Source organism: Streptomyces sp. NBC_01497, from assembly GCF_036250695.1.
Taxonomy (GTDB): Bacteria; Actinomycetota; Actinomycetes; order Streptomycetales; family Streptomycetaceae; genus Streptomyces.
In genome coordinates this window covers 3,992,103-4,013,643 of record NZ_CP109427.1, presented here as the reverse complement: position 1 = coordinate 4,013,643, position 21,541 = coordinate 3,992,103, and the positions used below count along the sequence as shown (strand labels likewise).

At 68.7% G+C, this 21,541-nt stretch carries 17 protein-coding genes and 1 pseudogene; 13 read left to right on the top strand and 5 right to left on the bottom strand.

Features of this window, described 5'->3' with window-relative positions; all coding sequences use genetic code 11:
- The first annotated feature begins 27 nt into the window (after window positions 1-27).
- The 4 genes from OG310_RS17125 to OG310_RS17110 all read left to right on the top strand — a co-directional run bounded on the left by OG310_RS17125 (window position 28) and on the right by OG310_RS17110 (window position 3,985).
- Complete coding sequence (locus OG310_RS17125) at window positions 28-516, top strand: hypothetical protein (RefSeq protein ID WP_329456743.1); 489 nt, start codon at window positions 28-30, stop codon at window positions 514-516.
- A gap of 512 nt (window positions 517-1,028) precedes the next feature.
- The gene (locus tag OG310_RS17120; RefSeq protein WP_329456742.1) at window positions 1,029-1,529 is read left to right on the top strand and encodes a SigE family RNA polymerase sigma factor; all 501 of its coding nucleotides are present in this window, start codon (window positions 1,029-1,031) and stop codon (window positions 1,527-1,529) included.
- Between the two features lie 80 nt (window positions 1,530-1,609).
- Window positions 1,610-2,866, top strand: coding sequence for a hypothetical protein (locus OG310_RS17115; protein ID WP_329456741.1), 1,257 nt, complete (start codon window positions 1,610-1,612; stop codon window positions 2,864-2,866).
- A 420-nt stretch (window positions 2,867-3,286) separates the two neighbouring features.
- Window positions 3,287-3,985, top strand: a complete 699-nt coding sequence (locus tag OG310_RS17110) for a type 1 glutamine amidotransferase domain-containing protein (protein ID WP_329456740.1) — start codon at window positions 3,287-3,289, stop codon at window positions 3,983-3,985.
- Window positions 3,986-4,361: 376 nt separating this feature from the next.
- Here the strand turns inward: OG310_RS17110 and OG310_RS17105 are convergent.
- Window positions 4,362-4,773 (bottom strand): annotated as a pseudogene (locus OG310_RS17105) (MerR family transcriptional regulator).
- Window positions 4,774-4,915: 142 nt separating this feature from the next.
- Between OG310_RS17105 and OG310_RS17100 the strand changes: the two are divergent.
- Window positions 4,916-5,821, top strand: coding sequence for an ISAs1 family transposase (locus OG310_RS17100; RefSeq protein ID WP_329456739.1), 906 nt, complete (start codon window positions 4,916-4,918; stop codon window positions 5,819-5,821).
- Window positions 5,822-5,914: 93 nt separating this feature from the next.
- Window positions 5,915-6,040 carry a hypothetical protein gene (locus OG310_RS17095; RefSeq protein ID WP_329456738.1) on the top strand — a complete coding sequence of 42 codons (126 nt, stop codon included), beginning with the start codon at window positions 5,915-5,917 and terminating at the stop codon, window positions 6,038-6,040.
- Here OG310_RS17095 and OG310_RS17090 read toward each other — a convergent pair.
- Together OG310_RS17090 and OG310_RS17085 are read right to left on the bottom strand one after the other, a co-directional pair.
- Entirely contained in the window at window positions 6,018-6,308 is a 291-nt protein-coding gene (locus tag OG310_RS17090; RefSeq protein WP_329456737.1) for a hypothetical protein, read from the bottom strand. The genes OG310_RS17095 and OG310_RS17090 overlap by 23 nt on opposite strands.
- Window positions 6,309-6,702: 394 nt before the next feature.
- Window positions 6,703-7,671 (bottom strand): winged helix-turn-helix transcriptional regulator, encoded by a 969-nt coding sequence (locus tag OG310_RS17085; RefSeq protein WP_329456736.1) that lies wholly within the window; start codon window positions 7,669-7,671, stop codon window positions 6,703-6,705.
- Window positions 7,672-7,937: 266 nt separating this feature from the next.
- On the opposite strand from OG310_RS17085, the gene OG310_RS17080 reads away from it, so the two are divergent.
- The gene (locus OG310_RS17080) at window positions 7,938-12,155 is read left to right on the top strand and encodes a carboxypeptidase regulatory-like domain-containing protein (RefSeq protein WP_329456735.1); all 4,218 of its coding nucleotides are present in this window, start codon (window positions 7,938-7,940) and stop codon (window positions 12,153-12,155) included.
- 97 nt (window positions 12,156-12,252) lie between these two features.
- On the opposite strand, the gene OG310_RS17075 is transcribed toward OG310_RS17080, so the two are convergent.
- The gene (locus OG310_RS17075) at window positions 12,253-13,440 is read right to left on the bottom strand and encodes an ISAs1 family transposase (protein WP_329456734.1); all 1,188 of its coding nucleotides are present in this window, start codon (window positions 13,438-13,440) and stop codon (window positions 12,253-12,255) included.
- Between the two features lie 344 nt (window positions 13,441-13,784).
- Here OG310_RS17075 and OG310_RS17070 point away from each other — a divergent pair, with 344 nt between their 5' ends.
- The 4 genes from OG310_RS17070 (at window position 13,785) to OG310_RS17055 (ending at window position 18,383) form a co-directional block, all read left to right on the top strand.
- Window positions 13,785-14,267: an LLM class flavin-dependent oxidoreductase gene (locus tag OG310_RS17070; RefSeq protein WP_329456733.1), complete on the top strand. Its 483-nt coding sequence runs from the start codon at window positions 13,785-13,787 to the stop codon at window positions 14,265-14,267.
- Between the two features lie 6 nt (window positions 14,268-14,273).
- The gene (locus OG310_RS17065; protein ID WP_329456732.1) at window positions 14,274-14,696 is read left to right on the top strand and encodes a hypothetical protein; all 423 of its coding nucleotides are present in this window, start codon (window positions 14,274-14,276) and stop codon (window positions 14,694-14,696) included.
- A gap of 340 nt (window positions 14,697-15,036) precedes the next feature.
- Entirely contained in the window at window positions 15,037-16,599 is a 1,563-nt protein-coding gene (locus OG310_RS17060) for a M1 family metallopeptidase (RefSeq protein WP_329456731.1), read from the top strand.
- Window positions 16,600-17,282: 683 nt separating this feature from the next.
- Entirely contained in the window at window positions 17,283-18,383 is a 1,101-nt protein-coding gene (locus OG310_RS17055; RefSeq protein WP_329456730.1) for a PRC and DUF2382 domain-containing protein, read from the top strand.
- Between the two features lie 285 nt (window positions 18,384-18,668).
- On the opposite strand, the gene OG310_RS17050 is transcribed toward OG310_RS17055, so the two are convergent.
- Window positions 18,669-19,556: a bifunctional DNA primase/polymerase gene (locus tag OG310_RS17050; protein ID WP_329456729.1), complete on the bottom strand. Its 888-nt coding sequence runs from the start codon at window positions 19,554-19,556 to the stop codon at window positions 18,669-18,671.
- A 396-nt stretch (window positions 19,557-19,952) separates the two neighbouring features.
- Here OG310_RS17050 and OG310_RS17045 point away from each other — a divergent pair, with 396 nt between their 5' ends.
- Together OG310_RS17045 and OG310_RS17040 are read left to right on the top strand one after the other, a co-directional pair.
- Window positions 19,953-20,264, top strand: a complete 312-nt coding sequence (locus OG310_RS17045; RefSeq protein WP_329456728.1) for a hypothetical protein — start codon at window positions 19,953-19,955, stop codon at window positions 20,262-20,264.
- A 604-nt stretch (window positions 20,265-20,868) separates the two neighbouring features.
- Entirely contained in the window at window positions 20,869-21,417 is a 549-nt protein-coding gene (locus tag OG310_RS17040; RefSeq protein ID WP_329456727.1) for a SigE family RNA polymerase sigma factor, read from the top strand.
- The last annotated feature ends 124 nt before the right edge of the window (window positions 21,418-21,541 follow it).

The following is a 21,541-nucleotide window of genomic DNA, read 5'->3' as shown; positions in this document are numbered from 1 at the left end:
CGCCAGGACGCGACGCATACTGCCGTCATGCTCTCGCCACGGCGGTTCCGGGACTCACGGCACACGAAGTACGACTTCATTGATCACGTGCTCGTGCGCTGCCCGAAGTGCACCGGCATCGCGCACGTATCCCCTGCAGCACTTGTGTCCGGGGAGGCGAGTGCCGCGCTGTTCGCGCCGCGGCGCCTCACCTGCCGGACCTGTGGCCTGACTCGTCATGCGGCTGATGGGCTGCGCCTGTTCCGGGGGAGAGGGGAGGCCCTAGATCCGTATTTCGGCCTGCCACTGTGGCTGCAGGCCGAGACGCGTCATGGCTGGGTGTGGGCTTACAACCCCGAGCATCTGGACCTGATAAGGCAGTTCGTTCAGGCGCCGCTGCGCGAACGACCTCCCTGGGACTCGGAGGGGCGGAAGATGACGGTTGTCGCCAGACTGCCGTCGTGGATCAAGAGCGCCAAGAACCGAGTCGAGGTTTTGCGGGCCATCGACCGCATCCGAGCCTCGCTGGTCGACTGAAATTGCCACGCACGCGGCACAGCGGGTGCGACCCCGGGCTTGGGGCATGTAGTGGGCACGACGGTAAGGACGACGGTGCCGCTGGGACGCTCACATCCGATTGACCTGGGGCTCAGCGACAGGCGCGCTTGCACGTCGAAAGGTCTTGAAGCCGTCGTGGCAGCAATGTCACCGTGGGTTCGAATACCACACCCACCACTCGGAATGCCCCGCCGGAAGCTTCCATCCCCCGCCATTCCCCCGGTGTTCCCCGCTGTTCCTTCCCCGTGTTCCCCGGTGTCCCCCCGTGCTCCCCGGTCCCCCTCCTTCGCGACCTGACGCATCGTCTACCGCCCCCGCCCTATGGCCGGCGCCACCCGCAGGGCGGGCGATGCCGCGGTGCTCCGGCCGGTCGGCAGGTGCCACTCATCCGCCGCGGGTCGGACTCGGGAGACTCGCAGGGACCCGGGTGAAACATTCCTGGCCCCCACCGCGTCAGTAAGGACGTGAGGGCGAAGAGCAGGAGTGGACGCGTGAGTCACGCGGACGGCTTCAGAGAGTTCGCGGCGAGCCGGGCGGGCCATCTCTTTCGCTCGGCATGCCTTCTGACCAGTGGTGACATACATCTGGCGGAGGACCTGGTGCAGGAGACGCTGGGCCGTATGTACACGGTGTGGGGCGCTTCGCGTGTGGAGAACCCCGCTGCCTACGCCCAGTCCGTGCTGGTGCGCAGCTTCCTCACCTACCGGCGCCGCCGCTCCGCCACGGAACGGCCTCTCGGCGAACTGCCCGAGGGGGTTTCCTGGTCGGGCGACGATGCCGATCTGCGTCTCGCCCTCCTTGATGCGCTCGCCCAACTCGCGCCCAAGGACCGTGCGGTGGTGGTTCTGCGGTACTGGGAGGACCGCAGCATCGAGGAGACCGCGCAGGCGATGAGCGCCAGCCCGGCGGCCGTACGTACCAGGTCGGTGCGCGCCTTGGCCAAGTTGCGGGAGCAACTCGGTGGCACTTATTTCGAGTTCGCGCCGTCCTGAGACCCGGGATGAGGCCGGTTGACCATCGGCCGGACCCCGATTTGTTCTGTCTGACGTATGAGCAGGGGAGTGACTTCGGCATGCCGCAAGAAGAGAGATTCCTTGATGAGCTCGGCCTGGCCGTGCGCCGGACCGGAGGCGTGTTCACCCCCGCGGACAGCGGTGCGCTGGTCGAGGAAGGGCTGGCCAGGGGACGCCGCAGGCAGGCCAAGAGGCGGACCGTTGCGGTCGCGGGGAGTGTCCTGGTCGCCGGAGCTGTGGCGTTCGGCGGTGCCTACGGTGCCGGAATCGTGGGCGCCGGCGGAACGGGAACGCCTGCCGCTGCTTCGCGAGCCGCCGTCCCGTCCGCCGTGTCCTCCTCGTCGACCGCGTTCACGGGGCGGCAGATGGTCGCCGCCATGCGCGAGGTGATGCCCGCCGGGTCGATGACCGGCGTCGAGGCCACCGGTGTCGACGAGGTACAGGGCCCCACGGTCTCCTTGGTGTACGACGACCACAAGGGGCCGGCCGCGGTGACTCTGGCGGTCGAAGGGGCGAACGGGGGTACGAGTGATCGCGTCACCTGCCCCGACAAGGGGACCGTCCCGTACGACGCCTGCGCGAGAAGCACCCTGCCCGACGGGTCCGAGCTCATGATCGTGAAGGGGTACGAGTATCCGGACAAGCGGGAGAAGACCAAGCTCTGGACCGCGACGGTGGCCACACCTGGCGGGGGTACGGTCGAGGTGCAGGAGTGGAACGCGCCCACGGAGAAGGACTCCACGATCTCCCGTTCCGAACCGCCCCTGAACCCGGACCAGTTGAAGAAGCTGGTCACGTCTGATGTCTGGCGCGAGCCGCTCAGGCAGATGTCCGAGCGGCATCCCCGCACACCTGAACCGCCCGCGGTCGTACAGGGTCCTGATGGAAACACGCTCAGAAAGACGCTGCGCTCCCTGCTGCCCGTCGGCATCAAGGTCACCGGTCAGGACACCGGCGACGATGGCGGATACACCTACCTCCTCGTCGACGACGGGCAGGGAGTGACGCGGCTGGAGATCAACGTGCAGCGGAACATGTCGGATGTCAGGGGCCAGCTCTTCGGCGACGGGTCGACCACGCTGCCGGATGGCACGCAGGTGTCGAGGCACAAGGGCCCTGGTGAGAAAGCCGGCACCGGCATGGTGATGTGGCGAGCCGACACGATGAGGCCCGACGGGCTGCGTGTCGTGGTCTTCGAGAGCAACGGCGCTCAGCAGTTCGGCCCAAAAACCCGAACGACCCCCGCGCTCAGCCTCGATCAGTTGACGAAGATCGCCACGAGCAGGCAATGGTTGAAGTGGAGTCGGAGTTCTTGAAGGCGGGCACCGCCTCCCGCCATGTGCCGGGCGCGTTCGTGGCGTGCAAGCGGGGCGGGGCACTGTTCTCTGCCGGTCGCAAAGATCCGGTCCGGTCGGGTGCAGGCGGTCGGCCGACAGTTTTGTGAGGTGGTCGTCGAGCGGGTGATCTGCTCACTCGGGCCCTGGACGGGGCGCGGACGTGGGCGCCGGCCAGCCGGCTGCCGGCCGTCACCCAGGGCGTCCACCGGGAGCCGACCGGACAGCCTGAGCCGCGACGGCGGCGTACCACAAACTTCCAGCGGTCGCCATATCGCCCCACTCCTGTTGTGATGGGAGTAGGCGGGAAGGTCCGCCGCACGCGGTAGACGGCGCCCCTTTCCTGCGTCCGGTACGGTCCCGGTCCTTCGGATCCGGACCCCGAGGAAAGGTGTAAGTGCCGTGACAAATGTGCTGATGATCCTGTCGGGCGTCGACCACTGGACGGGGGCCGACGGAACGACGCTCCCCGCCGGATACTGGCCCGAGGAATTCGCGGTCCCCCACCGCACGATGACCGAGGCGGGGTTCAACGTCGACCTGGCCTCCACCGTGGTGGGCCACCCGACACCGGACCCGGACGGCCTGAGCACCGAGGGGGCCGGGCCCCGGGGCCCCGAGTTCGCCGCGTATATCGACGATCACTCCGACATCCTGGGCAATCCCACACCGCTCTCGGACGTCCGCGCCGCCGACTATGACGCGACGCTCCTCGTCGGTGGCCACGGTCCGATGGAGGATCTGGCTCACGACCCCGACATGGGCCGTGTCCTGGGCGACTTCGATGCCGCGGGAAAGATCATCGCTCCCCTGTGCCACGGCCCCGCGGGCCTGCTCAGCGCGAACAAGCCGGGAGGGCGCTGGTTGTTCGAAGGAAAGACGCTCACGGGCTTCACCAACGAGGAGGAAGAGAAGCACGGCTCGGCCGAATTCGCTCCGTGGCTGGTGGAGAACGCGCTGAGGGCCCGCGGCGCGAAAATACAGTCGATCCGGGCATGGGGCGTCAACGTCGTCGAGGACGGCAAGATGATCTCCGGCCAGAACCCCCAGTCCAGCGCGGCGCTGGCCGAGAAGCTGATCGACACGCTCAAGGCCCAGTGAGGTCCCGACGAAGCGCCTCGTCACTGCCCGCACGTACTGCCGCACAGTCCGGAGGTGTGTCCCGGTCGGCGGGACGGTGCGGAGCGGCGAAGGTCCCGGCTGGGCAGGACGCGGATCTGTCAGAGGTGCCGGCGGATCGGTTCCGCGGGCGGGGGCCAGTCCTGCCACGAAGCCCGGCCCGGCCCCCGGCCCGAAGCCCGAACCCGGCCCGGAGCCCTACCGCAGTCCAGCCGGTCGCGTCAGTGGGGCAGCGTGTGATCGGCGCGGTTTTCGGGAGGCTGCCGCAATCCGGGCACTCCGGCCTCGTTCAGTGGCTATGCGGTCTTCGGCGAGACCGTCGAGGAGGACGAGCGGTCTCTGAGCGAGCATCACTGGATCATGGACGCGATACTCGGCACGTTATGGCCATGCTGTCGGTGCTCGTCGAGCGGGCGCCGAGAACCGTTTCGAGGTAATCGGCGATTGCGTCCCTGTTATGAGTCAGACACTCGATCCGTTCGGACAGTCGAACCTGTGCGCGTTCCAGTGTGGCGATCATTTCACGTGACACGTAGGGGACGTAGATGGTCTGCGGCTTGTCCAGGCATGGCAGGAGCTCATGAATGATGCGCGTCGGCAGTCCGGCCATCGAGCAGTCCCTTGATCTGCAGCTCGATGTCGACGTGTGACTCGCTGTATTCGCGGTAACCGTTCAGGGCGCGTCTCGGTGTGAGCAACCGCTGCTGCTCGTAGTAGCGCAGCAGTCGACGCGATACGCCCGTACGCTCTGCGAGTTCTCCGATCCTCATGTGCTCAGGGCCCCGGCAAAGTCGCCGTTTAGCGCTGTGGCGTGGGGTTTTGTGGTGGGGTAGAGGTGCGCGGGCGTGTTCCAGTCCGGTTGGATGGAGGTTCCTACGCCGTACCGTCCGACCAGGGGATCACGCCCGCGCCATGTCATCGTCTCTCATCCCCGCGCCTGTTCGCACGCCCGTCCCGGATCACGAACTCCTCATCCAGTTGCTCGGCCGGATACCCGACCCACGCTGTCGGCGCGGGGTCCGTCATCCGGTGGGCGCTCTGATCGCGGTGTCGGTGTGCGCGGTGGTAGCCGGAGCACGCGGGTTCACCGCGATCGGGGAGTGGGCCCGGGACGCCGGGGGTGTGGCGCTTGCCCGGCTGGGGCTGGAGCGGGGCGGGGTGGACGAATCCACGCTGCGGCGCCTGTTCGCCCGCCTGGACGGGTGCCATCTCGATGCGGTGCTGGGTGCCTGGGCGGCGACCAGGACCGCGCTCGTCGCGGGCCGCAGGGTCATCGCCATCGACGGCAAGACCGTCCGGGGCGCACGCGGCGGCAGTTCTCAGGCCCCGCACTTGGTCGCCGCCCTCGCGCATGGCTCGGGTGCGGTGCTCGGCCAGATCGCGGTGCGGGAGAAGAATAACGAGATTCCCGCCGCCCGGGACCTGCTGGCCGCGCTCGACCTGGCCGGTGTGGTGATCACGATGGACGCGATGCACACCCAGCACGACACCGCGACGCTCGTGACCGAGGCCGGAGGCGACGACGTCCTGACCGTGAAGGCCAATCAGAAGTCGTTGTTCGCCCAGCTCAAGGCCCTTCCCTGGACGTCGGTACCTGCTGTCACCAGGACGGACCGAGGACACGGACGCCGGGCCACCCGGACGATCAAGGTCATCGACGTACCGGCGTGGATCGAGTTCAGCGGAGCCGTGCAGGTCGCCCAACTGCGGCGCACCGTCGCCAGGAAGGGTCGCCGGACCGTCGAGATCGTCTACTTGATCACCAGCGCGGACGCCACCACTGCCCCGCCGGCAGTCCTGGCCGCATGGGTGCAGTAGCACTGGGAGATCGAGAACCGCCTGCACTGGGTCCGTGACGTCACCTTCGACGAGGACCGCTCCCAGGTCCGCACCGGGCAGGCACCCCGCGTCATGGCGGGCCTACGCAACACCGCCATCACCCTGCTCCGCCTCGACGGCCACCACAACATCGCCGCCGCCCTACGGCATCACGCACGCGACACCGACCGCCCCATCAACCTGTTCCTGACGGCATGATCAACGACTTTGCCGGAGCCCTGTCCGGATACCGTGTGCTCAGTGACGAGCAGTCGTCGATGGCAGAGCGAATGACGTCGTGCTTCAGTTCACGTTCCCGTGTAAGCGCGATCATCCCGGCCTGGATCCCCGCGTCCGCACCGTAATAGGCGTCCTCCAGTCCGGCCACCTCCGCCAGGATGTACAGCGCACCTCCGACTCGTATCGCCGATGCACAAGCCAACGCCTTCGACGTGGGACCTTCAGCCATCTCCCGGGAATCAGCCATCCCGGTCTCCTCTCCGTACTGCTTCGGGCTCCCGGTACTACTACCACCACCCTGTGGACCTGCCGGATGTCCGAGCCTCTCCAAGCCAAGGAGGTCACTCACCCCGGGCATCGGTCTCAGCGCGACGACACCACAGCTACAACATCAGTACTCACACGGGACACACGTGCGCGTCAACGCTCGGTTCGTATGCCCCAGGGCGGCTCGACGTCCGAGCGTTGCACGCGAGGCCCGAGCCGTGCTCGGCGCCTCGGCGCGTGATGACCGATTCCACCCCGAGGGCGTAGGCGATGCGGTGGCACTTGTCGCAGTGGTGGCCGCGGTTACGGGAGCAGCCGCCGCGCCGGTCGGTGCCTCGTCGCTTGATGACCGATTCCACCCCGCCCGACTCTCCTCAGATCCAGCCTCGTTTGGCGGCTTCGGTGCCCATCTGGAAGCGGGTGTCGAGGCCGAGCCGCGACGCGATCGCGGCGATCCGGCGGGTCACGGTGCGGCTGCTCGTCCCGAGTTGCCGGGCGATCGCCTGGTCCTTGTAGCCCGCTTGCAACATCTTCAGCAGCAACAGGTCATCCGCGCTCGGTTGATCCGGGGCCACCGGGGTCGTCGAGACGACGGGTTGTGCCCGCTGCCAATATGTGTCGAACAGCTCGAGGATCGCATCGAGCAGACCCGACTGATGGACGACGGCGATCCTGTCGTACCGTCCTCCGATCAGCGCGAGCAGCGCGACACGACGGTCCATGATCCGCAGCCTGAACGGCAGGCTCGGCAGGAACCGGGCCTGTTCGCCGAGGTTGGCGAGCCGGGTGATCAGCTGGAATCGGCCGGGCTGCTCCAGCGCCTCCGGGGTGTAGACGGACCGTATGTCGATGCCGCGGCCCAGCAGGTCCATCGTGAAGTTCTCCTCCAACTCGACGGTGTAGGGGCCCAGGTACGGGGGCCGGTCAAGAACCCAGAAGTGGGTGCGCATCGACTGGGTCAACTCGGCCACCCGTAGGGTGACCGCCTCCTCGCCGGTGATCACCTCCACCAACTGGCTCGGATCCCCCTGCAGTCGGTTGGCACGGTACTCACTCGCCAGGTCGTCGACCGCGTCCCACACGGAGGTGAACGCCGCCTCGGTATCGGCTCGTCGCGTGGCGAGCAGTGCGCTCAACGCGGTCCGCGGGCTGACGGGACGGTACTGGCCCTGTCGTTCTCTTCGCAGCAAGCCCAGTTCCACCAACCGGGCCACCGCGTGCCGTATCCGACTGGGTGTGGTGCCCAGATGTTCGGCGATCTCGCGTGCTGACCGGTCCGGCTTGGCCAAGTAGGCGCGATAGACCCGCTCATCGAACTCGCTGATCCCAAGGGCACCGAGCACCGGGCGTCCTCCTGGTCGTCACCGGCCGGCGGGCCGGCGGCCCCGTAGTGGCGCGATCCGCCAAGTGGCGATACCAGACACAAGTTTATCTATACATCTCCCGGCCACAAGCCTTAACTCTGATCGTTCACGCCAGCCTGTTGCGCCGTCCCAGAACCCCGCGATCGGTCCACATCGTCGGCCACCCGATCCCCCGCGGATCCGTCACCTCACCCGACGTGTCCGCGACGAAAACCGCGCCCCGCCCGCAATACAGGGAGTCGAACGTGTCCCAACTCAGCAGGAGAGAGGGCAGAACCCGCGCCCTCGATCTGATAATCATCGCGCTCACTGCGGCCGTGATCGCCGTGCTGGGCCTTCAGGCGCCGGCTCGTGCGGCGCCTTCGACGGCTCCGGGTCTGGCGCCGGCGCCCGCCGCCGCCTCTGCCGACCAGCGCCTGCCCTACGAACCGGCCTGTGCCACGCCCGCGAAGGGCGACGCCGCCTGTTATGCCCTTCGCCGTACCGACATCAAGTCCGTGAGGGGCTTGCGGTCCGCCGCGGACACCCCCACGGGTTACGGACCTGCCGACCTGCAGGACGCCTACGCGTTGCCCGAAGGCGGCGGCACCGGACAGACCGTGGCCATCGTCGACGCCTTCGACGACCCCGCCGCCGAGGCGGACCTGGCCGTATACCGCGAGCAGTACGGGCTGTCCGCCTGCACCACCGACAACGGCTGCTTCCGCAAGGTCGACCAGCGCGGCGGCACCAACTATCCCGAAGCGGACCCCAGTTGGGCTGGCGAGATATCGCTGGACGTGGACATGGTCTCCGCGGCCGCGCCCAACGCGCGCATCCTGCTGGTCGAAGCCGACGACAGCAGTATCGAGAGCCTCGGCGCGGCGGTGGACGAAGCGGTCGCGCTCGGCGCCAAGTACGTCTCCAACTCCTATGGTTCGCTCTACCCGAGTGGTGGCAGCGGTGAAGACCCCGCCGAGGCAGCGGCGTTCGACCCTCACTACGACCACCCCGGTGTGGCCGTGGTCGCCTCGTCGGGTGACTCCGGCTTCGGGGTGGCCTACCCCGCCGCCTCGCCGTACGTGACGTCGGTCGGCGGCACCTCGCTGGCATCCGACCCGGGCGCCGCCCGCGGCTGGTCCGAGACCGCCTGGGACGGCGCCGGTTCCGGCTGTTCGGCCTTTGAGCCCAAGCCGGCCTTCCAGAAGGACACCGGCTGCGGACACCGCTCCGTCGCCGACGTCTCTGCCGTCGCCGATCCGGCCACCGGCGTCGCGGTCTACCAGACCTATGGAAGCAGCGGCTGGCAGGTCTACGGTGGCACCAGCGTCGCGGCGCCCATCATCGCCGGGGTGTACGCCGCCGCGGGCACTCCCGTCCCCGGTACGTACCCCAACTCGTATCCCTATACGTATTCCGGGACCGGGCTCAACGACGTGACCGGTGGCAGCAACGGCACTTGCGATCCCGCCTACTTGTGCAGCGGCACCGCCGGCTACGACGGCCCGACCGGCCTGGGCACCCCCAAGGGCCTGGCGGCGTTCCGCAGCGGCCCGCACGGTGACCTGTCCGGCACCGTCACCGACAAGGCCACCGGCAAGCCGGTGGCCGGAGCGGCCGTCACGGTCGGGGACTCGGCCGTCCACACCGATGCGAAGGGCGCGTACTCGCTGACGCTCCCGGTCGGTAGTTACGACGTCGCCGTCGACGCCTTCGCCTATGCCAGCGGCACGGGCAAGTCCGTGGCAATCGCGGAAGGCGCCACTCTGACGAAGAACTTCGCCTTGTCCCCGCTGCCCAGCCAGACGATCTCCGGCAAGGTGACCGACGGTTCCGGCCACGGTTGGCCGCTCTACGCCAAGATCACCGCGGACGGCGTGCCCGGCGGTCCCGTGTGGACCGACCCGGCCACCGGCGCGTACACCTTGACCCTGCCCAGAGGGCACGACTACACCCTGCACATTGCCGCCTCCCTGCCCGGATACCAGGAGGTCAAGAAGACCGTCACCTTCGGCGACACACGCAGGACCGTGAACTTCCCCGTCCCGACGGATCCATGGCAGGCCACGGCCCCCGGCTACGCCGTGCATCTGGTCGGGTCCACCGAGAGCTTCACCTCCACCACCTCCGCTCCGCAGGGCTGGAGTGTCGTCAACGCGGACGGCACCACCGGCGGCTGGGAGTTCGACGACCCTCACGCGCGGGGCAACAAGACCGGCGGGGACGGCGCGTTCGCCATCGCCGACGGCGACTACTACGGATTCGGCGTCACTCTGGACTCCCAGCTGATCAGCCCGGTGTACGACTTCAGCGGGACAACCGTGCCGGAACTCGCCTTCAATACGATGCTCCAGAACTGGCCCGAGCAGCACATCAATGTGGATGTCTCGGACGACGGCGGCACCACCTGGACGAACGTCTGGACCACCGTCACCGGGACTTTCGGTCCCGATCGGGTGGAGATACCGCTGACCGAATACGCCGGGAAGAAGTCAGTCCGGGTCCGCTTCCACTACAGCAGCGACCCCGGCAACGGGGGCGAGTACTTCGGCTTGGACAACGTCTTCATGGGGCAGCGTGCCTTCACCCCCACACCGGGCGGCCTGGTAGTGGGCACGGTGACGGACGCCAACACCGGCAGCGGTCTGATCGGCGCCACGGTCACCAGCCAGGACGACCCGGCCGCGACCGCGACGACAGTCGCCACCCCGGAGGACCCGAAGCTCGGGGACGGCTACTACTCCCTCTTCTCCCCTGAAACGGGCAAGCGTGACCTCGCTGTGGCGAAGGCCCCGTACACCGCTCTGTCCAAGACACTGAAGGTCGCCGCCGACAGCACGGTCCCTGCCTCCTACAAACTCAAGGCCGGCCGGCTGCAGATCACGTCGGGCCCGATCAGCGGATCGGTCGGCTGGGGCGAACGGACCACCCGGAAACTGACGGTCAAGAACACCGGCGGGGCCCCGGCCACCCTCCGGGTGGGAGAGAGGTCCGGCGGTTCGCACACCACCGCCACCCAGGGCGCACCACTGCAGCGCGTCAAGGGGGACTTCTCCCCGCTCCCGTTGACAGCCAAGCTCACCACAACGAAAACCGCAGCGAAGGCCACAGCGAAGACCGGACCGTCCGCGGACGCCTGGGAGAGTTCGCTCTTCCCGCAGAGCGTGGCGGACAACGCGGCCGGCGCGTATGACGGCAAGATCTACTCGGCCTACGGGTACATGGACAACGGGCCGAGCAGCGACCTCTACGCCCTGGACCCGTCCACCGGCAGCTGGACCCAGCTGGCCAGCGCGGAGGATCTCAGGCAGGCCCCCGCCCACGGCTTCATCAACGGCAAGTTCTACGCCGCGGGCGGCTTCAACGGCTCCACACAGTTCGGCGACCCCGACCCCAAGCTGGAGATCTACGACCCCGCCACAAACACCTGGACCACCGGCGCACCCGAGCCCCGGCCGTACGGTGGAGCGGGCACCGCGACGCTCGACGGCAAGCTGTACACGATCGGCGGGTGCAGCACCTGGATCTGTGACACCACCGACGCCGACGTCTACGATCCGGCCACCGACAGCTGGTCGCCGATCGCCTCGTACCCGGAGAAGGTCGCCTGGGAGTCGTGCGCAGGCATCGACGGCAACCTTTACTGCGCCGGGGGAACGGCACAGACCGACGGAGTGGAGGGGAACCAGACGATCAAACACGCGTACGTCTACGACCCTGACGCCAACAGCTGGTCCCGACTTCCCGACATGCCGATCCCGTTGTGGGGTTCGAGCTACACGTCCGCCAACGGTCTGCTGGTCATCTCCAGCGGTGTCTCCGGTACCACCATCACCAACGAGGGTTTCGCCTTCGACCCGCAGAGCGGCACATGGAGCCCGCTGCCCAACGCCCCCACCGCGACCTACCGCAGTGGCAGCGCCCTGGGCCTCTACAAGTTCGGCGGCCCGGACACCGATAACGGGGTGGCGAACACCGTGGAGCACCTCCCGGGATATGACCAGCAGGATCGGGCCGAGGTCACCTGGCTGAGCGAGTCCAGGAGCCAGGTCACCCTGCAGCCCGGTGCGAGCGCGACCATCACGGTCACGCTGGACTCCGATGTGCCGGAGATCATGCAGCCGGGTGAGTACGACGCCCAGCTCGCGTTCAGCAGCAACACCCCGTACGGGGTGCCGCCGGTCGCTGTGGGGCTCCGTGTCGCCCCGCCCAAGCCCTGGGCGACGGTGAGCGGAACCGTCCTCGGCAAGACCCCGCGCGGCGGCGCCGTGCCGCTGGCGGGTGCCACCGTCCTGATCACCGGCAAGACGGGGGCGCACACCCTCACGACCGATGAGCACGGCAACTACACCCTGGCGCTGGCCTCGCGGGAGAACTCACTGACCTTCCGGGTCTCCGCGGCGGGCTACCAGCCGGTCACGACCGAAGTGAGGCCGAAGCAGGGATCCACCGCGCACAAGGACTTCACCCTCAAGCGCAAGTAGTCCGCCACCACGGAAAAAAGGCGGGTCGGTCCTTCGGGACCGGCCCGCCCGCCGTCGTTCTGATCCCGCTCCGGCAGGATGGGTCCGAGCACGGACCCTAGTCCCGCGGAGCAGGATCCTGTGCACTGGACGGCGCGCCAGCCAGGTTGGCCTCCAAGCGCTCCAGGGCTGTGAGCAGATCTTGGCGCTGCTCCGACGGAATTTCTCCCACGGTCGCCGCTTCCAGCTCGGCCCAGAGGTCTTCGACCTGCGAGCGCAGGCCGACGCCGGCAGGGGTGGCCTCGACGAGTGTGGCGCGCCCGTCGCTGGGGTCTGGGCGACGGCGGACGAAGCCGGCGCGTTCCAGCCGTTGGACAGTACGGTTCATCGACGCCGAGTCGGTGTCGAACGCGGCAGCAAGGTCTGCCTGCCGCTTGGGACCGGTATCCCACAGATGCATCATCAGCAGCTCGTGGACGGTCCGGCGACCCTTCCTGGCGACGGTGCGCCGCAGTTGGGCGACCTGCACGGCTCCGCTGAACTCGATCCACGCCGGTACGTCGATGACCTTGATCGTCCGGGTGGCCCGGCGTCCGTGTCCTCGGTCCGTCCTGGTGACAGCAGGTACCGACGTCCAGGGAAGGGCCTTGAGCTGGGCGAACAACGACTTCTGATTGGCCTTCACGGTCAGGACGTAGTCGCCTCCGGCCTCGGTCACGAGCGTCGCGGTGTCGTGCTGGGTGTGCATCGCGTCCATCGTGATCACCACACCGGCCAGGTCGAGCGCGGCCAGCAGGTCCCGGGCGGCGGGAATCTCGTTATTCTTCTCCCGCACCGCGATCTGGCCGAGCACCGCACCCGAGCCATGCGCGAGGGCGGCGACCAAGTGCGGGGCCTGAGAACTGCCGCCGCGTGCGCCCCGGACGGTCTTGCCGTCGATGGCGATGACCCTGCGGCCCGCGACGAGCGCGGTCCTGGTCGCCGCCCAGGCACCCAGCACCGCATCGAGATGGCACCCGTCCAGGCGGGCGAACAGGCGCCGCAGCGTGGATTCGTCCGCCCCGCCCCGCTCCAGCCCCAGCCGGGCAAGCGCCACACCCCCGGCGTCCCGGGCCCACTCCCCGATCGCGGTGAACCCGCGTGCTCCGGCTACCACCGCGCACACCGCCACCGCGATCAGAGCGCCCACCGGATGACGGACCCCGCGCCGACAGCGTGGGTCGGGTATCCGGCCGAGCAACTGGATGAGGAGTTCGTGATCCGGGACGGGCGTGCGAACAGGCGCGGGGATGAGAGACGATGACATGGCGCGGGCGTGATCCCCTGGTCGGACAGTACGGCGTAGGAACCTCCATCCAACCGGACTGGAACACGCCCGCGCACCTCTACCCCACCACAAAACCCCACGCCACAGCGCTAAACGGCGACTTTGCCGGGGCCCTGCTCATGTGCTGAAGCCTACGACTTGACCTTCACACCTGTGTGAGGGTTCGAGACTCGCACTGGAGGGGCGCGGAGCGGATTGAATCCGTGCCCTACCGGTGAAAGCGGGGGAATGTCTGAGGCCCGGCTCAATTCCCGCGCCGGACGCGACCATCTTGATTGCATCGGAGGCATAACACGAAACTCGGACTTCGTCTGCCCCAGAGATTGGGAGTCGACCTTCAGCACGATCCGGTCGAGTCGGCCGGATACTCCAGTTTGTGGACGTACGAGCAGTTGCTCTACGCGGAGACCCCCGTCGAACCGTACGCTCCGCCGAATGTGCCGTGGCCGGAAAGCGGGCGGCGGAACGCCGACTCTCTGGCAGTCCTCACGGCAGCGGCGGTGGTGACCGAAGAGGTGCGCCTCGGTACCGCCGTTCTGATCGCCGCGCTCCACACACCGGTACAGCCGGCGAAGGCGCTGGCCACGGTGGATCAGATCAGCGGGGGCCGCGTGGTCGCGGGAATGGGCACTGGCTGGTCCACCGACGTACTCCGAGCCACCGGTACCACCCGAGCGGATCGCGGCCGCTTCCTCGACGAGACGCTGGATGTCTTCGACGCCGTGTGGGGACCCGACCCGGTGAACTTCCGGAGCCCTCGCGTGGTCTTCGACAACGCCGCGGTTCTGCCCAAGCCCGCATCGTAAATCCCCGTGATGCTCGGCGGCGGTGCCAGCAACCTGGGCCGCACCGGCAGTTCGAGGGCCCTGCAGCGCGTCGCCCGATGCGCGGACGGCTGGCTTCCGCTCCTCACCACACCCGGGCCGGCCGGAGCCGCGGAGCTGCGCGCACATTGGGACCGTATTCGGCAGATGGCCGCTGAGTACGGCCGGGACGCGAGCCGGATGGAGATGGTCGTGGTGAGAAACGTGACCTTCACCGACCGACCCGCAGGACGCGACCGATCGACTTTCGTCGGCACCCTCGACCAGATCATTGATGACATCCACACAGCCGCGGAGGCGGGCGCGGACGAACTCATCGTGGACCTGAATCTGCAGGACTGGTTCAGCAGCACTCCGCAGATGCTCGACGAGACGGCCGTGGAGATCCGCGAACGGACCGTCGCCTGGTGACCCATGCTGCTGAAGGGCACGCGGAGGGCATGTGCACCAGGGAGATCAACCCGGCGGTATCGCACCAGGCTGTTGACCTCCGCTCGGCCCGCCCGCGTGAACTGATCGCCGGCCCAGGACGGTTGCGCTTCCATTGCAGGCCACAGGCGGGGAAGGGACCGGCCTCGCTCCCGGTCGTACGTGGTCGAGGTGTGGTTGAGCCGGCACCGATGAAGGGGTGCTGCGGGACTGAGACCTTCTCCGGGCACGGTTTCGACGTGACACGACATGGCGCACAGCGGGGCCGAATTCGCTGTGCGCCGTGGCGTCCGAGTCCGCCGACCGAAGGGAAGTCCTGGGCATGCGTCAGGCAACTGGTACGACGAGGGTGTCATTCATCGCTTTGACGGCGGCCATGGCGGTGTCGGTCGGCTCCCTGTCCGCAGCCTCCACGGCGCGGGCGGATCCCGCCCACAATCTCGCGCCGCACACCGGTGTGTCTGCCCGGGAAAGGCCCCGGCCCGGTGCGGTGGGCGCCGGGGATCGGCTCTTTCCCTCTCTCGGCAACGGGGGGTACGACGTCCAGTCGTACGACGTGGGGTACGGCTACCGGCCAGGCGTGATGACCATGGAGTCTTCCGTCGACATCATGGCCACGGCTACGCAGGCGCTCGCCGGCTTCAGCCTGGATTCGGCCGGTCAGCACATCGAATCTGTCACGGTGCAGGGCGAGAAGGCGGCCTTCCACAGCTCGGGCGAGAAGCTCTTCATCACGCCGAAGAAACCACCGGCGAAGGGACAGCTGTTTCGGGTGCATATCGGCTTCAGTGCCGACCGGACCGCCAATCCGCCATCACCCTCGACTCCGACTGTGTCCCCGAACTTCTTGAATTGGTACAACCGAGACGACGGATTCGCCCTCTTCGGCCAACCGGACAGGGCACATCTATTCTTCCCCATGAACGACATCCCCCGCGACAAGGCGCGGGTCACCTTCCGTATCACCACTCCGAAAGATCTTCAGGCGGTGGCCGGCGGGACGCTGCGGTCGCGCAGGACCGTGGGCGATCGCACCACCTATGTGTACTCCACCCGCGATCCGATTCCGACGGACGTAATACAGGCGGCAGTTGGGCACTTCAAGGAGTTGGATCAGAGTGGCCCGCACGGGCTGCCGCTTCGTAGCTACGTCGACACCGACGATTTCGAGAAGGCGGCGCCGCAGGTGAAACTCGTACCCGGTCAGGTCGACTGGGTGGAGAGGGAGCTCGGCGTCCCGTTCCCCTTTGAGACGTACGGTGTGCTGGGACTGAAAGGCGGATACGCCGCCGCGTTGGAATCCCCCACTCTGAGCACCTTCAGCGCCACGGCGGGACTGACGAAGGCCGACCACGGCGACGAGGGCACCATGGTGCACGAGTTGGTCCACCAGTACTTCGGAGACGCTGTCTCGGTGAACAACTGGGACGACATGTGGCTCAGCGAAGGCCACGCGAGTTACTACACGTTCCGGTTCATGGCGGACAAGGGGTACGCGGAGAACGGCACATACGACGACAACATCCACCGCGCCTACGAATTCGACCAGGCGAACCGCCCGCAGTACGGACCGCCCGGTCGCCCCGGTGACACGGCGGATGTGCTGGGCGGGACGAACGCCGGTGGCGTGGTGATGCTCGACGGCCTTCGCCGCCTGGTGGGCGACGCGACCTTCCGGGCGATCGAGCGTACGTTCTTCGAGAAATACCGGAGCACGTCGGCGACGACGCAGGACTACATCGACACCGCGAACTCGGTGTCCGGGCGCGATCTCACCGCGTACATCAGGAGTTGGATCTACGGCGCGACGACACCGCCGGCCGTCGGTCACCCTGACTGGTCGGCCCCGGCCACGGTCCGGGAGCCACGTTCGAAGGCGCACTGAACACTGTCCCTGCGGGTTGCGGCGAGGTCGACGCCGCAGCCGTCGGCCGCGACGGCCGTGGTCGGCACTGTGCGCTCGACGTGATCGGTTGTTGTGGCCTGGACGTGCGGCGGCAGATCGAGGGCGTGATCCGCGCACCGCAGAGGAAGAAGCACACGTGCGTCGCGCACCCTCGTACGGGCCGTCGACAAGAGGGACTTGACGGGGTCCCTGGTCTCCCGGCCGACGAGCCGGACGCTCCATCATGGCGCGGTCGGCTCCCGGCACCGGGCGGCCGTCCCGGGGTCCGCCGCGAACACACCGCCCACGGTGGTTCGCCCACGTCCCTTGTACGCCGTCCGGTGCGTGCGTGCCACCGGGGGAGCCGGAGCGCCTGGACGGTCACCGCCCGACGGCCCTCATCCGACTCGCCCCTCGGCGGTCCCCTTCGGGCGTCGGCATTCGGCGGACCCCACCCGGCAGCCCCGCCCGGCCGGTGGGGGTTTTCGGCGGAGCAGACCGGGTGCGGGACCCCCGCTCGGGCCGTTCGGGCGGGTTGTGTTCGGCTGGCACGTCGTTGACCTGCGGCGATGGTCTTGACGTGGCGTGATATTCAGATTTCTTGGGATTAATCCTGGTCTGCTGGGTTCTGAGGCGGGATGTGGATACCCGGTACTCGAATCGGGAACCAAGGAGGAAGCGCGATGATCACACAGGAACAGATCCCCGCGGTCCTGGACCACCCCGTCTACGATTCCGGCGGGAACAAGATCGGCAGTGCGAAGCACGTCTTCTACGACGACGCCACGGGGAATCCCGAGTGGGTCACCGTGAAGACCGGGATGTTCGGTTCGAGTGAGTCGTTCATCCCCACGCACGACGCCAGTCTGGTGCAGGACCATCTCGAAGTCCCGTACGGCCGGGACCAGGTAAAGGACGCTCCGAACGTCGACATCGATGCCGGCGGGCACCTGTCCGAGCAGGAGGAGCACCGGCTCTACACGTACTACGGCATCGACGGGGACGCCGCTGCGCAGGATCAGCGGCAGGGCGCCAAGCCCGCCAAGACCGACGGTGGTCCTGACGCCAAGGGTGGCGTGGCCGCCATGGGCGGTGCCGGTGCGATGGGTGCCGTGGCGGCCGGGCGGCGTGACGCCGGGAGCGGCGGCACGTCCGGGACCATGGACCAGGATTCCGCGATGCGGCAGTCGCGCGCGCCCATGGGCGGCGGCACGTCGGCTCTCGACAAGGATCTCGGCAAGGACAGCACCTCGCGGGACATGGACGCACCGGGAACGGCCGGCACGCGCATGTCGGGGACGGCGCACCCGGACACCACCCGGGGCATGGGCACGGCCGGCGCCCAGGACCGTGACCGGTCCAGGGTCGACGACGTCGCGATGACCCGTTCCGAGGAGCGGATGCACGTCGGGACGGAGCGCCACGAGTCCGGTACGGCACACCTGCACAAGTACGTCGTGACGGAGGAGGAGCAGCAGACCATCCCCGTACGTCATGAGGAAGTACGCGTCGTGCGGGAGCCGATCACGGACACCGACCGCGCTTCCGCGATGCGGAACGCGGAGATCTCCGAGGCGGACCGCGAGGTCACGCTGCACGGGGAGCGCCCTGTGGTGGAGATGCACACCGAGCCGGTGGAACGCGTGCGGCTGACGATCGAGGAGAAGGTCGAGCAGCAGACGGTCAGGGGCACCGTGCGCAAGGAGCGCATCGAGACCCAGACCGAGGCCGAGGACGGGACGAAGGGGCACATCCCGGGCCGGGGTGACACGCCTCGTTCCTGATGGCGGTGATCTGACGGCGGCCGCTTCCGGCCGCCGTCGGGCCGTACCGCCGCGGTCGACGGCGGTACGTGGCGTCGTCCGGTGTGATGGCACCGGACGACGCCACGCGTGCGTCCCGTGCATGGCCCGGGGTGACGCGGCCCCGGCCGGTGGGCTCGGCCGGGCCGCCGCCGCGGTCGTGGAACAGCCGAGGGCCTGTGCGCCCGGGGCGGGTACGTGCTCCCCGGGCGCACAGGCCGCCGGTGCTCCCCGGCCCTCGGTGCTTCCCTGGCCCCGGCCGGGGACTCAGCGCGTGCGCGTCAGCCGTCGTGCCGAGGCGATGGTCGCCCGTGCCTCCTGTTCCGTCAGCCCGGTGTGCAGCGCCGCCTCGACCAGGGTGTCCGCGAGCAGCTCGCCGAACCCGTGTTCGTACGCGCGGCAGGCGGCCCAGAACAGGCGCGTGTTGCGCTGTCCTTCGTGCGCGGCGAGGACGAAGTGCACCAGGCCCTCGCCCTGCTGCCCGGGGAGTCCCGGCCTGGCGGGCGGGGTGCGGGCCGGAGGTGTGAGGAGGCGCAGCAGGGCGCGCGGGCAGGGCGCGGGCGCCGTGAGGTCGGCCGTGCCGGGGGCGAGCCGGTACGCGCCGCGCGTGGAGACGGAGCCGGGGCCCACCAGGTAGCCGCCCGTGCCGCGGACGTCGATGCCGGGCGCGAGCCGGCCGGCCGAGTTCGGTACGACCACGTTCGGTGGCCCGCTCAGCCAGATGTGGCGGCCGCCGCTGGGGGTGAGGACGGTGACCGTCTCCGGCAGCGTGAAGAGGTGCTCGAACGCGATCTGCTGGAGTGCGGCCACCGAGTCGGGCGTGGTCCCCGCCGTGGGTTCGTGGCCGCTGATGTCCAGGTCGATGCCGATCAGGTGGTACGGGGGGCGCCCGCACGCGATCCCGTACCCCGTCGCCCAGGGCGCCGCGTCGAACAGTGCGCGAACGGCCGCGGGGTCCGTGGTCGCGTCGTAGACGCCGTGGCCCGGGAGGCCGCATTCGCCCCGGCAGTGCACGGGTGCCGGCTGGTCGCGGTGGGGTGAGCGCAAGGCCGGGAGCTTGGTGGGGGACAGGGGGAAGACGGGGAGTCCGCGCTCGGCGGCGGAGAGCGCGTGCGCGAGAGCCAGGGTGGCGGCGTGCCGGGCGGTGGTGGCCATGGATCTATGTTCGCACAATCGTTCGATTGCACGGAAGAGGTATTCGATTGCGTGTTCGGGCGTGCGGGATGGCCCGGGTGGCGGCGCGCCGGGATGCGGGTGACTTGCCGGATATCCGCCGGAACGGTTCACCCCTTCTCCGGTCCGGCCGACGCTGTCCAGCGCGATCCACATCGTCCGATTGAAGTCATGAAAGGGGTTTATCGACAAGTCCTCACGCTTGCGAGGGAATCAGCCCGTCCGGACTGGTTCGACGGGGATTCGGTGGGCAATTCTGATCTCGCGACGTCGAGAACACGACCGGGGCGGTCGGCCAACTGCCTCGGAGAAAAGCCGCATTTCATGCTGTACGCAGCTGTACGCAGCTGCACATCTGGTTCTCTGGAGGAACAAGACATGGCAAGCATCCGTACCGTCCGCGTCATCTCCGCTGTTGCCGCTCTTCCCCTCGCCGCCGCGCTGTTCACGGGGGTCGCCACAGCTGACAACGGCAGTGGCGCGGACGACGGATCGAACGCGACCGTGGCGACCCTCACCGGCAGCGGCGTGGGTCACAACAACTACGGCAACTCCACCACCACGCAGCAGGTGGCGACCGGTGCCGGCGCTTCGAACCAGAACAACACCGCCAATGTCGTGGGATCCGCCTTCACGGCCATCGACCAGCACAACGAGAACGTCTCGGTGGCCTTCCACCACCTGTGGTGACCCGCGCGGTAGGGGGACCGGGGGGACCGGGGCTCCCGGGGAAGTGACCGAGCGGTGACAGTGGCGGTCTGCGCGAAGGGTGCGGGAGTGCGCCCTGCGGGTGCGAGAGCGCCCCGCGCGGACCGCTGTGCCATGTGTCCGGATGGCGAGGGGCGGGGGCGGGCGGCCCCGGGACATCGCGGACGCCCCGGGGGATGGGGCGTCGGGAGCCCGGGGCCGGGCGCCCCCACGTGCGCAGGGGGACCGCTGTGACCGGTGCGACGGGGGTGAGTCGGGCGGCCGGGGCCGGAGCAGGCGGGGAGCCCCGGACCCGCCGGGGCCGCAGCAGTGGGAGAGCCCCGGACCCGCCACCCGCTCCGCCCGGATCCCCTGCACGGCTCGCCCGCACGATGTCCCGGCCCGTCCGCACGATGTCCCCGGCCCGTCCGGGTCCGGTCCCGGGCCGGTCCGGGGCCTCAGTCTCCGGGGCGACCCTGAGTCCGTTGTCGTCCCGCCCTCCACCCACAGGAGGTGGGGCTGCCTGGAGCACTACACCCTGAGGGGGATACGGCTTCGGGACTTGGGGGCGATCCCCGCGAACGCCGTCGCTCCTAGCGTTGAGGACATGACCACGCCTGTCTGCACGAGCGCTTCCAGGGCCGCGAGCCACGGCCACGCGCCGTACGCGTCGTTCTCGTCGTACGTACGGGCGCGGGGACCCGTACTGCTGCGGACCGCCCGCTCCCTCACCGCGAATCCGCTGGACGCGGAGGACCTGCTACAGACCGCACTCACCAAGACGTACGTCGCCTGGGAACGCATCGAGGACCACCGCGCCCTCGATGGTTACGTGCGCCGCGCGCTGGTGAACACCCGCACGTCGCAGTGGCGCAAGCGCAAGGTCGACGAGTTCGCGTGCGAGGACCTGCCGGAGCCCGCCGCCGGCAACGACATCGGCGTCGCCGAGCACCAGGTGCTGCACGACGCGATGTGGCGCGCGATCCTGCGGCTGCCGGACCGGCAGCGGGCGATGGTCGTCCTGCGGTACTACGAGGACCTGAGCGAGGCGCAGACCGCCGAGGTGCTGGACGTCTCGGTCGGCACGGTCAAGAGCGCGGTGTCGCGGGCGCTGGCGAAGCTCCGCGAGGATCCCGAACTGGCGCCCGTCCACTGACGTCTGGACACGACCCCGGGCCGGACCCCGAACCGGCCCGGACCCCGGACCTCATCGGCCTTGACCCCGACCGTCCGTGCTCCCGACCCTCCGTGATCCCGACCGCCCTTGACCCTGACCTCGA

Excerpts from the sequence above, each read along its gene's own strand:
- OG310_RS17045 (WP_329456728.1), top strand. The coding sequence starts at position 19,953 with ATGGCAAGCATCCGTACCGTCCGCGTCATCTCCGCTGTTGCCGCTCTT.
- OG310_RS17125 (WP_329456743.1), top strand. The coding sequence starts at position 28 with ATGCTCTCGCCACGGCGGTTCCGGGACTCACGGCACACGAAGTACGAC.
- OG310_RS17055 (WP_329456730.1), top strand. The coding sequence starts at position 17,283 with ATGATCACACAGGAACAGATCCCCGCGGTCCTGGACCACCCCGTCTAC.
- OG310_RS17095 (WP_329456738.1), top strand. The coding sequence starts at position 5,915 with ATGGCGGGCCTACGCAACACCGCCATCACCCTGCTCCGCCTCGACGGC.
- OG310_RS17040 (WP_329456727.1), top strand. The coding sequence starts at position 20,869 with ATGACCACGCCTGTCTGCACGAGCGCTTCCAGGGCCGCGAGCCACGGC.
- OG310_RS17050 (WP_329456729.1), bottom strand. The coding sequence starts at position 19,556 with ATGGCCACCACCGCCCGGCACGCCGCCACCCTGGCTCTCGCGCACGCG.
- OG310_RS17090 (WP_329456737.1), bottom strand. The coding sequence starts at position 6,308 with ATGGCTGATTCCCGGGAGATGGCTGAAGGTCCCACGTCGAAGGCGTTG.
- OG310_RS17060 (WP_329456731.1), top strand. The coding sequence starts at position 15,037 with ATGCGTCAGGCAACTGGTACGACGAGGGTGTCATTCATCGCTTTGACG.
- OG310_RS17075 (WP_329456734.1), bottom strand. The coding sequence starts at position 13,440 with ATGTCATCGTCTCTCATCCCCGCGCCTGTTCGCACGCCCGTCCCGGAT.
- OG310_RS17100 (WP_329456739.1), top strand. The coding sequence starts at position 4,916 with ATGTCATCGTCTCTCATCCCCGCGCCTGTTCGCACGCCCGTCCCGGAT.
- OG310_RS17115 (WP_329456741.1), top strand. The coding sequence starts at position 1,610 with ATGCCGCAAGAAGAGAGATTCCTTGATGAGCTCGGCCTGGCCGTGCGC.